Genomic DNA, 13,725 nt, shown 5'->3' on the forward strand with positions numbered 1-13,725 from the left:
TGAATGTCTAGTGAACGGCGCTCAATGAACCCGGGCGCCCGCGCCCGGCGAGTCCACGGCCAACGCCGCGTGCCCCTCGTGCCGGAGCGCCTCCGCCAGGGCGTGTGCCGCAGACGCGTCCTCGCACAGGAACGCCAGCGTCGGCCCGGACCCGGACACCAGGCCCGCGAGCGCCCCAAGGGACTCCCCCAGGCCGAGCACGTCGCGCAGCTCCGGCGCGAGTTCGACGGCGGCCCGCTGGAGGTCGTTGACCATCAGCGTGGAGAGCGCATGGGCGTCCGCACTGCGCAGCGCGGCGAGGATGGCCGCGTCCACGGTGTGCGGCTCCGGAGCGTCGAAGCCTTCGGCGTCGCGCAACCGGTCAAGGGTCCGGAACACCTCCGGTGTGGACAGGCCGAACTCCGCCGGCACCACCACCCAGTGGACCAGGCCGTGCACCAGCGCCGTGGTGAGCTCATCGCCCACCCCCAGGCCCACGGCCGCACCGCCCAGCAGGCAGAACGGGACGTCGGCCCCCAGTTCGGTGCCCAGGGTCGCGAGCTCCTCACGGGTCAGTCCGCAGCCCCACAGTTCGTTGCACGCCACCAGCGTGGCCGCGGCGTCCGCCGAACCGCCCGCCATGCCGCCCGCCACCGGGATCCTCTTGGTGATCTCCAGGTCCAGGGCGGGCTCCAGACCGGCGTGCGCCGCCAGCAGCGCGGCCGCCCGGTGGGCCAGATTGCGTTCGTCCAGCGGGATGGAGTCCGGGTCCACGTCCAGACCGTCCGCGATGGTGACGCTCAGGCCGATCCCGGGATCCAGGCGCCGCGTGGCCCGCACGTCCTCCCGCAGGGAGACCGCCAGGAACACACTCGCCAGCGAGTGGTAGCCGTCCTCCCTGAGCGGCCCGACGTGCAGGGAGACGTTGATCTTCCCCGGCGCGGAGGCCAGGGCCGTGTCCCGGCTCATGCTTCCAGCGGGATCTTCGCCTCGGCGATCCGGGCGAAGGCCTTCACGTCCAGGACCTCGCCACGGGCGCTCGGGTCCACGTTCGCCAGGCGCAACAGGCGCTCGGCCTCGGCCCCGCTGCCGGCCCAGCCGGACAGGGCGGCGCGCAGGGTCTTGCGGCGCTGGGCGAAGGCGGCGTCGATGACGGCGAACACCTGTTCCCGGGACGCCCGCGTGGCGGGCGGGTCCTGCCGTTCGAACCCCACCAGGCCGGAATGGATCTTGGGCGCCGGCCAGAACACGTTCATGCCGATCACGCCGGCCTTGCGCATGGTGCCGTACCAGGCGGCCTTCACGGACGGCACGCCGTAGATCTTGGACCCGGGGCCGGCGGCGAGCCGGTCGGCCACCTCGTCCTGGACCATGACCAGGCCGTGGCGCAGGGACGGGAAGTGCTCCAGGAGGTGCAGGACCACTGGCACGGCCACGTTGTACGGCAGATTGGCCACCAGCGCCGTGGGATCGTGCGGCAGTTCCGTGACCTTCAGGGCGTCCTGGTTGATGAGCGTGAACCGCTCGGTGGCACCGGGGCGGAACTCCTCCACGGTGGTGGGCAGCTTCGCGGCCAGCACCGGGTCGATCTCCACGGCCACCACGCGCGCTGCGGCGTCGATCAGGCCGAGGGTCAGGCTGCCCAGGCCCGGGCCGACCTCCAGCACGGTCTCCGCGGGGTCCAGCTCGGCTGCTCCCACGATGCGCCGGATGGTGTTCCCATCGATCACGAAGTTCTGGCCCAGCGTCTTGGTGGGGCGCACGCCGATGCTCTCGGCCAGGCGCCGGATGTCCGCCGCGCCGAGCAGGGGTGCGGTCTGGGCTCCGGGATCCGGGGTCTGCGATGCGTCACTCACCCGTCAATCCTACCGAGCCCCGCCAAAACGACGACGGCGTCCGGCGCCTTCCGTGAAGAAGGCACCGGACGCCGTCGGTTCAGTCGGTCGACCGGGGGTCAGGCGGCCCAGCCGCAGCCCCACGGGGACAGCCCGCGCTGGGCGTAGACGCGGTTGGCGATGTCGATCTGCTGCGCGCGGGTCGCCAGGCTGGCGTTCGGGGCGTAGGCGCCACCGCCGTTGCCGAGCCAGGTCTGGATGTCGAACTGCAGGCCGCCGTAGTAACCGTTGCCAGTGTTGATGGCCCAGTTGCCACCGGACTCACACTGGGCGATGCGGTCCCACATGCCACCGTTGACGTTGCTGCCGCCGGCGGTGGTCACGGGACCGGCCGGAGCGGCCGGTGCGACCTTGGTGCCCACGTGGACCTCCTCGGAGACCGGCTGGGCCAGGACCTTGCTGGAGACCTGCGTGCGGGTGGCTTCCTTGCCATCGACGATCACCAGCCGGAAGGTCTTCTGCACGGAACCCTTGACGCCCTCCTTGGTCACTTTCTGGGTGCCCTGGTCCATCGAGCTGTCATCGATCTTGACGGTGTCGAAGTCGATGTCCTCGGTGGTGGTGGCGGTCTGGTCCTTGTCCACGTTGCTCACCTTGATGGTCATGTCCGAGGTGACAGGGGTGCTCGCGGGAAGCGCGGACACGTCGTTCTTCGCGAGGGTGACGTTGGCCTCCTTGAGGACGTCACCCACGGTGGCGGCGGTGGTGGTGAGCTTGCTGCCCTTGCCCCGGACGATCAGATTGACCTTCTTGGGGGTGGAGATGTTCAAGCTGCTGCCCTGGACGTTCAGCTCGGTGTCGGCCGGGAGGGAGACCCGTGCGGCGTCGGCGACGCCGAGCTGCTTGACGAGTCCACCGACGGTGCTCTCGTGGGTGTCCACCTCACGTGCCGCGCCGTCGAGGGTCACGGCCACGGACTTGGCCCGGTTGATCCTGACCTCGGTGCCGTTCTGCACGCCGCTGCTCAGAGCGGGCGTGACCTCATCACGGGAGGCGAGATCGATGTTCGCACTCTTCACAACCTGTTCGACGTTGCCGCCGAACGTCTGGACGGAGCTCACACGGCCGTCGAGGTTGATCTTCACGGTCTTGTTGTTGACCACGAATGCGAGGAGGCCTCCGACGAGCGCGAGTACCACCGCGATCTGGACACCGACCTTGACGGGGCTGATTTTGCCGCCTGTTGCGAAGAAATTGTTCACTGCTATCCGAACTACTGGTACGTCCGGGCACGGGGAATCGGGGCCTCGCAAGGCAAGACCTGATGGCGAGCGCATGTGTCAGACACACGCGTCACCACGTTTCACAACGAAGTGCTTTCGTCCGCAGGCCTTCCCCGACCCCGGCTGTCTGATATCCACTGTAACCGAAGCGTTATAAAACGGCCAAGCCCGCCGTCGTCCAGCGAGACCGGAATGTGATATTCCTCCCGCCTGGACGGTCGGTGAAACCGGTCGCGGGACGCTTTTGCGGCCCGGACGTTTCCACTGGTCAGAGGCCGCTTACCGGCTGTCAGTCCCAGCTGCCGTACGCGGCCACCGTGTTGCGCGCGACGTCGGCGCACAATTCGTCCAGATCAGCCTCCAAAGCCTCCGCCATGGCGCGCATCGTATAGGGAATCATGTAACTCGCGTTGGGGCGGCCGCGGTGCGGATGAGGGGTCAGGAACGGCGAGTCGGTCTCCACCAGGATCAGGTCACGGCGAGCCAGGCTGAGCGCCTGCCGCAGGTGGTCATTGGCTTTGAATCCCACGGGGCCGGCGAAGGACATGAACCAGCCGTGCTCATTGCAGATCGAGGCCAGGGACTCGTCGCCGGAGAAACAGTGGAACACCACGCGGGACGGCTGCTCCTCCTCGAGGAGAATACGGACCACGTCGTCGTGAGCGTCCCGGTCGTGGATCTGCAGCGTCAGGCCGAGCCGGCGGGCGATGTCGATGTGGCGGCGGAAGGAATAGTGCTGGATCGCCTGCTCCTCCTCACCCGCGGTGCGGAAGTAGTCCAGGCCGGTCTCCCCGATGGCGCGGACGCGGGGGTGGGCCGCGAGCGTCTCGATCTCCTCCAGGGCCGCCTCCAGTTCCCCGCGGGCCGCGTAGAGCGGGGCGTCATTGGGGTGGATCGCCAGCGCACCCAGCAAGCGGGAGTCCTCATCCAGGGCCTGCACGGTGAACCGGGCCGATTCGAGGTCGCACGCCACCTGCACGGCCGCCTGCACACCCACGGCCGCGGCCGCGTCCAGGGCGTCTTTAACGGAGACCTCCACCAGTCCGTCGCGGAAGTTCAGGTGAGTGTGGTTGTCCATGACCGGGACGGCGAGCGGCTCGGGCGCCGGCGGGTACTCCAGGCGCCTCTTGCGCCCCGACTCATCCTTCGCCGAGCGCACCGATCCGCCCGACGCGTCCGGGGCCGCGTCGTCGTCGGTCCAGCGGTAGGCGAGAGGAGTCTCAGAGGCGCACATAGGAACAAGGGTAGTTCCCCTGCGGCACCCTCCCCTGAGTAGACTGGGACGACAGTGAGCCCCGTCACAGCACGTCAGGCGCGTGCGGGGCTACGCGGCGGAGCATGGGGAGGTTTTCGTGGCCGAAGCGGTTTCCGGTGAGAGGTCCCGGGAGGATGTCCGGCCGTTGCCGTCCGGCGAGTTCGCGGCCGCGGCCCAGGCGATCCTGGACGCCGTCAACGGCGTGATCGACGGCAAACAGGAGACCGCCGCCACCGCTCTCATGGTCCTCCTCGCCCAGGGCCACCTTCTGCTGGAGGACGTCCCGGGCGTCGGGAAGACCATGCTGGCCAAGACCCTGGCCCGCGCCGTCCACGGCAGCGTCTCCCGCATCCAGTTCACCCCGGACCTGCTGCCCTCCGATGTCACGGGCGTGTCCATGTACAACCAGGCCACCGGCACGTTCGAATTCCGGCCCGGCCCGGTGTTCGCCAATCTGGTGATCGGGGACGAGATCAACCGGGCCTCCGCCAAGACCCAGTCCGCGCTCCTGGAGTGCATGGAGGAGAACCAGGTCAGCGTGGACGGGAAGATCTACCTCCTGAGCGCGCCGTTCATGGTCCTCGCCACCCAGAACCCTGTGGAGATGGAAGGCACCTTCCCGCTCCCGGAGGCCCAGCGGGACCGCTTCATGGCACGCATCGCCATGGGCTACCCGGACCGGGCCGCGGAGCTGGACATGCTCCAGGCCCATCAGAACAGCTCACCTCTTGAGCGGCTCAAGCCCGTGGTGGACACCGCCATGCTCCGCCGCATGATCAGCACGGTCCACGCCGTCCACGTCTCGGACCCGGTCCGCGAGTACGTGGTGGACCTCGGCCGTGCCACGCGGGAACATCCGGAGATCACCCTGGGAGCCAGCCCTCGCGCCATGCTGCACGTACTCCGCGCGGCCAAGGCACGCGCCGCGCTGGGCGGTCAGGAGTTCGTGCTCCCGGACGATGTGGCCGGCGTCGCGCACAGCGTGCTGTCCCACCGGCTGATGGTGGACCGCCGTGCGGCCCTGAACGGCCGCGACGCCGGCGCCATCCTCAAGGAGATCCTCCTCCGGCTCCCCGTTGATCCGGCGGCGGGCCGGGAGTCGGCCCGCCGTGCCGCCGGGGTCCGCTGAGAACCATCCGGAGCGGCTGATCAGCATGGCACTCACCGCACTGAAACCGTCCCGCATCCTCACCCGCAGGGGCATGGGGTTCCTCCTCACCGGGCTGGCGTGCCTGGCGGGCGCCGCGTTCATGGGGCGACGTGACCTGCTCTCGCTCTCCATCTTCCTGATGGCGCTGCCGATGCTGGCCGCGGCCGCGCTGAGCCGCCGCCAGGGGCGCTTCCGGGTGCGGCGCGAGTTCACTCCGGCGTCGGAAGGGGCGACGACCGTGCGCCTGACTGTGGAGTCGTTGCCGCGCGTCGTGGGCGGACCGGGTCCGGCCCGGCAGAGCGGAGCGCTCGAATCGACCATGCTGGAGCAGCTCCCGAAGGAACTCGGCGGTTCGCCTCGCTTTCAGTACCCGTCCCGGGGGTCCCGCGGCGGCCCGGTGTCCGCCTATGAGTACGTCCTGGTCCCACCGCATCGCGGGCTGTTCCGGGTGGGCGGCGTCCTCGCCGAGTTCCGGGACCCCTTCTCCCTGGCCCACCGCCGGCACCGGGTGGACCCCGGCACGGAACTGGCCGTGGCACCCGCCCTGGTGGACGCCTCACCCGGCCTCGTGGAGCTGGTCCGCGGGCATTCCGGGGCAGGGGTGGGCGGCAGCCAGTCCACCAGCTGGGTGGCGAGCGCCAGCGAGAACGACGTCATGGTGCGCGAGTACCGCCACGGGGACGCGCTGCGCCGGGTGCACTGGCCGTCCACGGCCCGGCGCGGCGAACTCATGGTGCGTCACGAGGAGGGCGGTGCCCTGCCCCGCGTGACGCTGGTCCTGGACCGCCGGGCGGCCGCGCACTCCGGCGGGGATCTGGCGGGCCTTCCGGTGCCTGCCGCGGCCGAGGCCCTGAGGACGTCCATCACCTTCGAATGGCAGATCAAGACCTGCCTCTCCCTCGCCGTCGGGCTGTCCGCCTGGGGCCACGAGCTCCAGCTGCTGGACCACGCCCTCTCCCCTGCGTTCCTCGGATCCCGGGGCACGGCGCGGCCGGAGGCCGGGCTGCTGAGGGCCGCCGACGTCCACGAATCCCTTCCCGGGCTGCTGGCCGCCGTGGAACTCGACGATCGGCCGCACCCTCTGGACGCCGGCGGGTCCGGGAACCTGGTGGTGGTGTTCACCGGCCGGCTGAGCCTGGCGGATGCTGAGGATCTCGCCGCCGGTGTCCTCTCCGGCCCCGGCGTGGAGTCCTCCTGGAGCGGGGCCGCCGGGCCGGTCCAGGCCACGGTGATCTCCTGCTGGCCCGGGCCTCCCGCGGCGCCCGTCAAGGAGCTGCTCGAGTCGTCCGGCTGGAGGGTCCTCTGGGCCCGGCCGGACTCGGATCCGGGGCAGGCGGAAGGTCCCCGGGAGCACACGCCATGACCGTCCAGCGCAGCACGGACCGCTTCCGGCCCGGGGCGGTGTACCTGCCAGTCAGCGTCTTCATCGCCTTCGCCCTCGCAATGGCCGCTGCGGGCCTGTCCGCAGTGATCTTCAGCTGGTCCTGGTACCTGCCGGTCCTGGCATGTCTACTGGCCACCACCGCGGTCACCGCGGGCACACGGTTCTTCACCGCCTCCGTCTGGATCCCCTACGCGGCAGGCCTGCTGGCTCTCGGGCTGGCACTCACCGCCGCATTCCAGAGCGGGACGGCGCTTCTGGGATTCCTCCCCACCCCGGGAAGCTGGAAGGGGTTCTGGGGCCTGCTCGGCGAGGCACTGAACACCGTGCAGCACGAGGTGGTGCCGGTCAATCCCGGGCCCGGCATCACGTATCTGACGGCTGCGACGGTGGGCGTGTTCGCCCTGGTCACAGACTGGATCGTTCTGCGGGCACGTACGCCGCTCGCCTCCGCGGGCCCCTTGCTGGCGGTGCTCCTGGTGCCGGCGTTCCTCAGTTACAGCAGCGTGGGATCGTGGGAATTCGCCGGGACGGCGCTGGGTTTCGTCATGATCCTGGCCGCCGCACGCCGCAGCCACCGGGCCGTGGATGCGGAGGAACGGCGCAGGAACAGTGGTCAGGACCAGGGATTCGGGGCCCCGCGGGGCGGGCTGGGCCCCGCCTGGGTCCTGAGCGCGGCGGCTGTGATCCTCACCCTGCTGCTCCCCCCTTTCATCCCCGGCTTCACGGACGGTGTGTTCCCGCAGGGCTCCCGCCTGGGTTCGCTGGGGCGGGCCAGCGGCCTGAACCCCCTGCTGTCCCTGAACAGCAACCTCCGCCAGACGGGCAACGGCACCGTGATCAGCCTCTTCACGGACGCACCCGGCGCCCCGTACCTCCGGCTGACCACCATCGACTCCTTCAGCGGGGACCGATGGGAGCCGGACAACCGGGACGCGTTCCTGCTCTCGCCCATCTCTCAGATGATCTCCGCCGGGTCCGGCGCTCCGGACGGCGACCACGGTTCGGTGCAGAGCGTCACCGAGATCCACACCGGGGACTTCACCAGCCCGTACCTGCTGGTCCCGCCGGGCACCGCCGATGTGTTCGGCGTGACCGGGGAGTGGGGCTATGACCCGGACAATCTGGCCGTGAAGAGCCGGGACACGGGAACCAGCGCCGCGCAGAACTTCCTGGCGGACTCCTCCGTCCCGGACTGGACCGCGGACGGTCTGCGGGCCCTGCCCCAGGCACGGATCGACGTGCCGGACCGCTTCCTGGCGCTCCCCCGCACGGTCCCTCCGCTGGTCAGCCAGACAGCCCAGCAGCTCACGCGGAACGCGGTGACCCCCTTCGACAAGGCCTTGGCGCTGCAGGACTACTTCCACGGCGCGGCGTTCAGCTACTCCATCACCGCACCCGCGGAGAAGGGGTACGACGGCACCGGCATGAACGTCCTGGAGCAGTTCCTGAAGGCCAAGAGCGGCTACTGCATCCACTACGCCACCGCCATGGCCGTCATGGCCCGGCTCGCCGGGATCCCCAGCAGGGTCGCCGTGGGGTTCGCGCCCGGTCACGCGACCGGGGAGGTCCGGCAGGGGCAGGGCGGCGGCAACACGATGGTGGGCTATTCTGTGGCCGCCAAGGACGCCCACGCCTGGCCCGAACTCTACTTCCAGGGCGCCGGATGGATCCGCTTCGAACCGACGCCGTCCCGGGGCGTGATCCCGGGCTACGCCTTCGGCCCCACACCCGCGGACCCCGGTGCCGACGTTCCGGTGGACCCCCGCCCCAGTGTGAGCACGGCGCCGCTTCCGGCCGGTCCCACCCCCACCGCCACGCCGACCCCCACCACCCAGGCCGCAGCCCGCCCGGTCTCCGCCTGGGAAGGGATCGACTGGCCCGAGCTGGGCTGGGGCCTCGCCGCCGGCGTCGTCGTCCTGCTGCTCGCCGCAGCGCCCCGGATGCTGCGGTCGCTCCAGCGACGACGGCGGCTCTCGCCACAGCAGACGGCCGCGGCCCTGAGCATCGGAGCCATGGAGGAGCTGCTCGCCACGGCGGCCGACCGCGGGATCCGGGCCGGGCCGGCGGAGACCCCGAGGTCGTTCGGCGCACGGCTGGCCAGGCCGCTCGGGCCCGATGGCCACGCCGCCGTGCAGGAGCTGGTGCGCGAATACGAACAGGCACGGTACGGTTCCCCCACGGCGGAGGCGGACCCGGGCCCCGACGCCGCGGCCGCCACCGCGGCCGGGAGGATCGCCGCCGTCGGGCAGGAGCTCGACGCCGGCGCCGGGCCGGTCACCAGGGCGCGCGCCCGCTGGTTCCCGCCCTCGCTGTTCCGGCGCGGCTGAGCTCAGCAGGCGCTGAGCCGCACCCTATTTAACGGGCTGATTTAACGGGCAGAGCCCCCACCGTCACCGGTGGGGGCTCAGCTTCGCAGAGGAGACTCTGCGTCGCGGCCGCGGATCAGACCGCGTACGGGTCGGCGATGCCGATGTACTGCGTGGTGGTGTACTCGGCGATGCCTTCGGCGCCGCCTTCACGGCCCAGACCGGACTGCTTCACGCCACCGAACGGGGCCGCGGCGTTGGAGATGACACCGGCGTTGAAGCCGACCATGCCGAACTCGATCTGCTCGGCCACGCGGAACATGCGGGCGTAGTCACGGGTGTAGACGTAGGACGCCAGGCCGTACTCGCTCGCGTTCGCCAGCTTGATGGCCTGCTCCTCGGAGGAGAACGTGGTGACCGGGGCCACCGGGCCGAAGATCTCGGAGAGGAGGATGTCGGCGTCGTTCGGGACGTTGGACAGGACGGTGGGGGCGTAGAAGTAGCCGTCACCCTCCACCGCGGCACCGCCGGTGGCGACGGTCGCGCCCTGGGCCACGGCCGCCTCGACCAGTGCGTGGACGTCGGCGCGGGCGCCGGAGTCGATGAGCGGACCCACGTTGGTCTCGGTCTCGGTGCCGCGGCCGGTGTTCAGGGCGCCCATGGCGGCGGCGAACTTGGCGGTGAACTCCTCGGCCACGGACTCGTGGACCAGGAAGCGGTTGGCGGCGGTGCAGGCCTCGCCCATGTTGCGCATCTTGGCGGCCATGGCGCCCTCGACGGCCTTGTCCAGATCAGCGTCCTCGAAGACCAGGAACGGGGCGTTGCCACCGAGCTCCATGGAGGTGCGCAGGACGTTGTTGGCGGCATCGGAGATGAGGCGCTTGCCCACCGCGGTGGACCCGGTGAAGGAGACCTTGCGGAGGCGGGAGTCCTTCATGATGGGGCCGGAGATGGAGGAGGCGCTGGACGAGGACACCACGTTCACCACGCCCGCGGGGACGCCGGCCTCGATCAGGGTGGCCACGAACAGCTGCGTGGTCAGCGGGGTGAACTTGGCGGGCTTGATCACCATGGTGCAGCCGGCGGCGATGGCCGGTGCGATCTTGCGGGTGGCCATGGCCAGCGGGAAGTTCCAGGGCGTGATCAGCAGGCACGGGCCCACCGGCTTGCGCTGCACCAGGATCTTGTTCTTGCCCTCGGGGGTGGTGAGGTAGCGGCCGTAGTCTCGGACGGTCTCCTCGGAGAACCAGCGCAGGAACTCGGCGCCGTAGGTGACCTCACCGCGGGCCTCGGCGAGCGGCTTGCCCATCTCGAGGGTCATCAGGAGGGCGAAGTCCTCGGCACGTTCGGTCACCAGATCGAAGGCACGGCGCAGGATCTCGGCACGCTCGCGCGGGGCGGTGCGGGCCCAGGAGGCCTGGACGGCGTCCGCGGCGTCGAGGGCGGCCATGGCGTCCTCGCTGGTGCCGTCGGCGATGCTCAGCAGGACCTTGCCGGTGGCCGGATCCTCGACGTCGAAGGTCTTGCCGGAGGAGGAGGCGCGCCATTCACCGTTGATGAACAGACCGGTGGGGACCTTGGCGAGGAGCTCGGCCTCGCGCTCGGCGGTGATCGCGGAAGTCATGGTGACTCCTTCAATGCTTGGGGGTGGGGACCAATGGGCCTTCCCGGAAGACCCTTCCCTGCCAAGCTATCGCCGCCCTGTGACGCACGTCTACGCAAGGGTGCACTAGCGATCCCCCGGTTCACTGTGCAGATGCACAGCGTTCCCTGTCCCCGCGAGAGTGCTCTTCATCGCAGTCGCATCGCCTCGCACTGCGATCTTCTGCCCTTTCGCGGAGAGCGGGGGTCAGGAGCGGGCCGCGAGGACCGCCTGATACAGCTCGCGCTTGCTCACACCCTGGGCCTCCGCGACGACAGCGACCGCCTCCTTGAGCCGCATGCCGCCCTCGGTGAGGGCCGCGACGGCGTCGAGCTGGTCCTCCGGCCGGCTCGCCTCGGGTGCGCCCGCGCCGCCGACCACGACGGCGATCTCGCCGCGCACCTCGCCGGAGGCCGCCCAGTCGAGCAGTTCCCCGAGAGATCCGCGGATCACTTCCTCATAGGTCTTGGTCAGCTCGCGGCACACGGCGGCGCCGCGTCCGGTCCCGAACACCTCGGCGAGCGCGCCCAGCATCGCCTCCAGCCGGTGCGGAGCCTCGAAGAACACCATGGTGCGCCGTTCGGCGGCCAGGTCCCGGAGGGTGGAGAGGCGCTCCCCGTTCTTGCGGGGCAGGAAGCCTTCGAAGGTGAAGCGGTCGGTCGGCAGCCCGGAGAGCGCCAGGGCGGTCAGCACGGCGGAGGGGCCCGGCACGGCCGTGACCAGGACACCGGCCTCGACGGCGGCGGAGACCAGGCGGAAGCCCGGGTCGGAGACGGCGGGCATGCCGGCGTCGGAGACCACCAGGATGGTCTGGCCGTCCCGGACCATCTCCAGCAGTTCCTCGGCGCGCTCCCGTTCGTTGTGCTCGTGGTAGCTGATGACCCGTCCGGACACCGTCAGGCCCAGGCCCTGGACCAGCCGGTGCAGGCGGCGGGTGTCCTCGGCGGCCACCACATCCGCACTCTCCAGGAGTTCGCAGAGCCGGGGCGACGCATCGCCCAGATTTCCGATCGGGGTGGCCGCCAGGACCACCCGCCCCTCACCCTGCACCGCGCTCTCAGACATGGGATCCAGGGTACCGCTGTGGAAGGCCCGGCCGGTCCACGCGTACCGCCCGGTAGCATGACTACGTGACGCAGACCGATCCCGCCGCACTTCAGGACGGCACCGCAGGTGCCCCCTCGGCCGGGCCGGACTCCACCACCGGCTCCGGGCGGCCGCTCGCCCTGCGAAGCCGCCGGCGTCGTCGTCCGTCCGCACCGGGAACCTCCGGCTGGATCCTGGACCCCCGCGAGGCGTTCACAGAAGCCTCGCTCCGCGAGCGCCTCCTCGGCCCCGTGCAGTCCTGGCGTGACTACTCCCCCAGCCTGCGGCTCTGGTTCTGGCTGGGCCCCGTCCTCACGGCGGTCCTGGGCGGAGTGCTGCGCTTCGTCCGCCTCGGCGATCCGCACTCCCTGGTGTTCGACGAGACCTACTACGTCAAGGACGCCTACTCGCTGCTCCAGTCCGGCTTTGAACGCAATTGGGCCGGTGAGGCCAACGCCGCATTCAACAGGGGCGACCCCAGCCTGATCCAGAGCAGCGCCGAATACGTGGTCCACCCGCCCCTGGGCAAGTGGATGATCGCCTGGGGCATGGACCTCTTCGGCCAGGGGAACACCTTCGGCTCGCGCTTCTCCTCCGCCGTGGTGGGCACCCTGTCCATCCTGATCCTGGCCCTCGTGGCCCAGAAGCTCTTCTCCTCCGTCACCCTCGGCACCGTGGCGGGCCTTCTCATCGCCGTGGACGGCACGCACCTGGTCATGTCCCGGATCGGGATCCTGGACATCTTCCTGGAGTTCTGGGTCCTGGTGGTGTTCGCGTTCCTGCTGCTGGACCGCCAGGACGGACGACGGCGGCTGGCCGCCCGCCTGGCGCGCCTCGCCGCCGCGTCGCCCACCGGCGTCCCGGACGACGCCGTGCTGCGCTGGGGCCCCGGGCTGGGCTTCCGCTGGTGGCGGCTTGCGGCGTCGGCGGCCATGGGTGCTGCCGTGGGCATCAAGTGGTCCGGGCTGTTCTTCCTGGCCGTGTTCGGCCTGCTCATGGTCCTGTGGGACATGAACGCCCGGCGCGTGGCCGGTGTGAAGCACTGGGCCGTGGGCGCCACGGTCCGGGACGGCATCCCGGCGTTCTTCCTCTACCTGGGCACCGCCACGGCCGTCTACCTCTCCACCTGGACCGGCTGGTTCCTCAGCTCCGACGCCTACAACCGGCGCTGGGCGGAGCAGAATCCCGGGCAGGGCGTCCTGTGGCTCCCGGCTCCGCTGCGGTCTCTGTGGCAGTACCACGAGCAGGCGTACGCCTTCCACCAGAGCCTGTCCGCGGACCACCCGTACAAGGCCAGTTCCTGGACCTGGCTGGTGCTGGGCCGCCCCACGTCCTTCTACTACCAGTCCCCGCAGTGCGGCGCCGCCAAGTGCTCGGAGGCCATCCTCAGTGTCGGCAACCCGCTCATCTGGTGGGGCGGCACGATCGCCCTGGTGGTGCTCCTGTTCGTCTGGGCCGGCCGCCGCGACTGGCGGGCCGGGGCCATCCTGGCCGGCATGGCGGGCGGCTACCTGCCCTGGTTCATGTACCCGGACCGCACCACCTTCTTCTTCTACGCCGTGGCCTTCGAACCGTTCCTGATCCTGGCGCTGTGCTACGGGCTGGGGCTGTTCCTGGGCAAGCGCCAGGACCCGCCGTGGCGACGGCGGGCGGGCTTCCTGGTGGTGGCGGTCTTCCTGGCCGCCGTGCTGGCCCTCTCCGCCTTCTTCTACCCCATCTGGACGGCTGAGACCATCAGCTACAACGACTGGCATCTGCGCATGTGGATGCCCTCCTGGATCTGACACCCGGATCCGAGACGACAG

At 70.4% G+C, this 13,725-nt stretch carries 10 protein-coding genes; 4 read left to right on the forward strand and 6 right to left on the reverse strand.

Annotation, left to right across the window (positions count from 1 at the left end; genetic code table 11):
• Nucleotides 1–21: 21 nt before the first annotated feature.
• The 4 genes from Q9R02_RS09295 to Q9R02_RS09310 form a co-directional block, all read right to left on the reverse strand.
• On the reverse strand, nucleotides 22–948 hold the full coding sequence (locus tag Q9R02_RS09295; RefSeq protein ID WP_305996396.1) for a 4-(cytidine 5'-diphospho)-2-C-methyl-D-erythritol kinase: 927 nt from the start codon (nucleotides 946–948) through the stop codon (nucleotides 22–24).
• The gene (gene rsmA / locus Q9R02_RS09300; protein WP_305996397.1) at nucleotides 945–1,835 is read right to left on the reverse strand and encodes a 16S rRNA (adenine(1518)-N(6)/adenine(1519)-N(6))-dimethyltransferase RsmA; all 891 of its coding nucleotides are present in this window, start codon (nucleotides 1,833–1,835) and stop codon (nucleotides 945–947) included. The genes Q9R02_RS09295 and rsmA overlap by 4 nt, the downstream gene beginning before the upstream one ends.
• Nucleotides 1,836–1,933: 98 nt before the next feature.
• Nucleotides 1,934–3,076 carry a resuscitation-promoting factor gene (locus Q9R02_RS09305; RefSeq protein ID WP_305996398.1) on the reverse strand — a complete coding sequence of 381 codons (1,143 nt, stop codon included), beginning with the start codon at nucleotides 3,074–3,076 and terminating at the stop codon, nucleotides 1,934–1,936.
• Between the two features lie 310 nt (nucleotides 3,077–3,386).
• Nucleotides 3,387–4,331 (reverse strand): TatD family hydrolase, encoded by a 945-nt coding sequence (locus tag Q9R02_RS09310; protein ID WP_305996399.1) that lies wholly within the window; start codon nucleotides 4,329–4,331, stop codon nucleotides 3,387–3,389.
• A 118-nt stretch (nucleotides 4,332–4,449) separates the two neighbouring features.
• Here Q9R02_RS09310 and Q9R02_RS09315 point away from each other — a divergent pair, with 118 nt between their 5' ends.
• From Q9R02_RS09315 to Q9R02_RS09325, 3 genes are read left to right on the forward strand one after another with little or no spacing between them, the layout of a single operon-like run.
• Nucleotides 4,450–5,481 (forward strand): AAA family ATPase, encoded by a 1,032-nt coding sequence (locus tag Q9R02_RS09315; RefSeq protein ID WP_425279247.1) that lies wholly within the window; start codon nucleotides 4,450–4,452, stop codon nucleotides 5,479–5,481.
• Nucleotides 5,482–5,506: 25 nt separating this feature from the next.
• Nucleotides 5,507–6,865, forward strand: a complete 1,359-nt coding sequence (locus Q9R02_RS09320) for a DUF58 domain-containing protein (RefSeq protein ID WP_305996400.1) — start codon at nucleotides 5,507–5,509, stop codon at nucleotides 6,863–6,865.
• The gene (locus tag Q9R02_RS09325; RefSeq protein ID WP_305996401.1) at nucleotides 6,862–9,213 is read left to right on the forward strand and encodes a transglutaminase TgpA family protein; all 2,352 of its coding nucleotides are present in this window, start codon (nucleotides 6,862–6,864) and stop codon (nucleotides 9,211–9,213) included. Before Q9R02_RS09320 ends, Q9R02_RS09325 begins: the two co-directional genes overlap by 4 nt.
• A gap of 115 nt (nucleotides 9,214–9,328) precedes the next feature.
• On the opposite strand, the gene Q9R02_RS09330 is transcribed toward Q9R02_RS09325, so the two are convergent.
• Entirely contained in the window at nucleotides 9,329–10,816 is a 1,488-nt protein-coding gene (locus Q9R02_RS09330; protein WP_305996402.1) for an NAD-dependent succinate-semialdehyde dehydrogenase, read from the reverse strand.
• Between the two features lie 225 nt (nucleotides 10,817–11,041).
• Complete coding sequence (rsmI, locus tag Q9R02_RS09335; protein WP_305996403.1) at nucleotides 11,042–11,899, reverse strand: 16S rRNA (cytidine(1402)-2'-O)-methyltransferase; 858 nt, start codon at nucleotides 11,897–11,899, stop codon at nucleotides 11,042–11,044.
• A 65-nt stretch (nucleotides 11,900–11,964) separates the two neighbouring features.
• Here rsmI and Q9R02_RS09340 point away from each other — a divergent pair, with 65 nt between their 5' ends.
• A complete protein-coding gene (locus tag Q9R02_RS09340) occupies nucleotides 11,965–13,704 on the forward strand; it encodes a dolichyl-phosphate-mannose--protein mannosyltransferase (RefSeq protein ID WP_425279248.1) in 1,740 nt (579 codons plus the stop codon).
• The last annotated feature ends 21 nt before the right edge of the window (nucleotides 13,705–13,725 follow it).

The organism is Arthrobacter horti (assembly GCF_030731045.1).
GTDB lineage: Bacteria > Actinomycetota > Actinomycetes > Actinomycetales > Micrococcaceae > Arthrobacter_E > Arthrobacter_E nanjingensis.

Bases quoted from the DNA above. Each gene is read 5' to 3' on its own strand.
- Q9R02_RS09295 (WP_305996396.1), bottom strand. From the start codon at position 948: ATGAGCCGGGACACGGCCCTGGCCTCCGCGCCGGGGAAGATCAACGTC.
- Q9R02_RS09310 (WP_305996399.1), bottom strand. From the start codon at position 4,331: ATGTGCGCCTCTGAGACTCCTCTCGCCTACCGCTGGACCGACGACGAC.
- Q9R02_RS09320 (WP_305996400.1), top strand. From the start codon at position 5,507: ATGGCACTCACCGCACTGAAACCGTCCCGCATCCTCACCCGCAGGGGC.
- Q9R02_RS09325 (WP_305996401.1), top strand. From the start codon at position 6,862: ATGACCGTCCAGCGCAGCACGGACCGCTTCCGGCCCGGGGCGGTGTAC.
- Q9R02_RS09330 (WP_305996402.1), bottom strand. From the start codon at position 10,816: ATGACTTCCGCGATCACCGCCGAGCGCGAGGCCGAGCTCCTCGCCAAG.
- rsmI (WP_305996403.1), bottom strand. From the start codon at position 11,899: ATGTCTGAGAGCGCGGTGCAGGGTGAGGGGCGGGTGGTCCTGGCGGCC.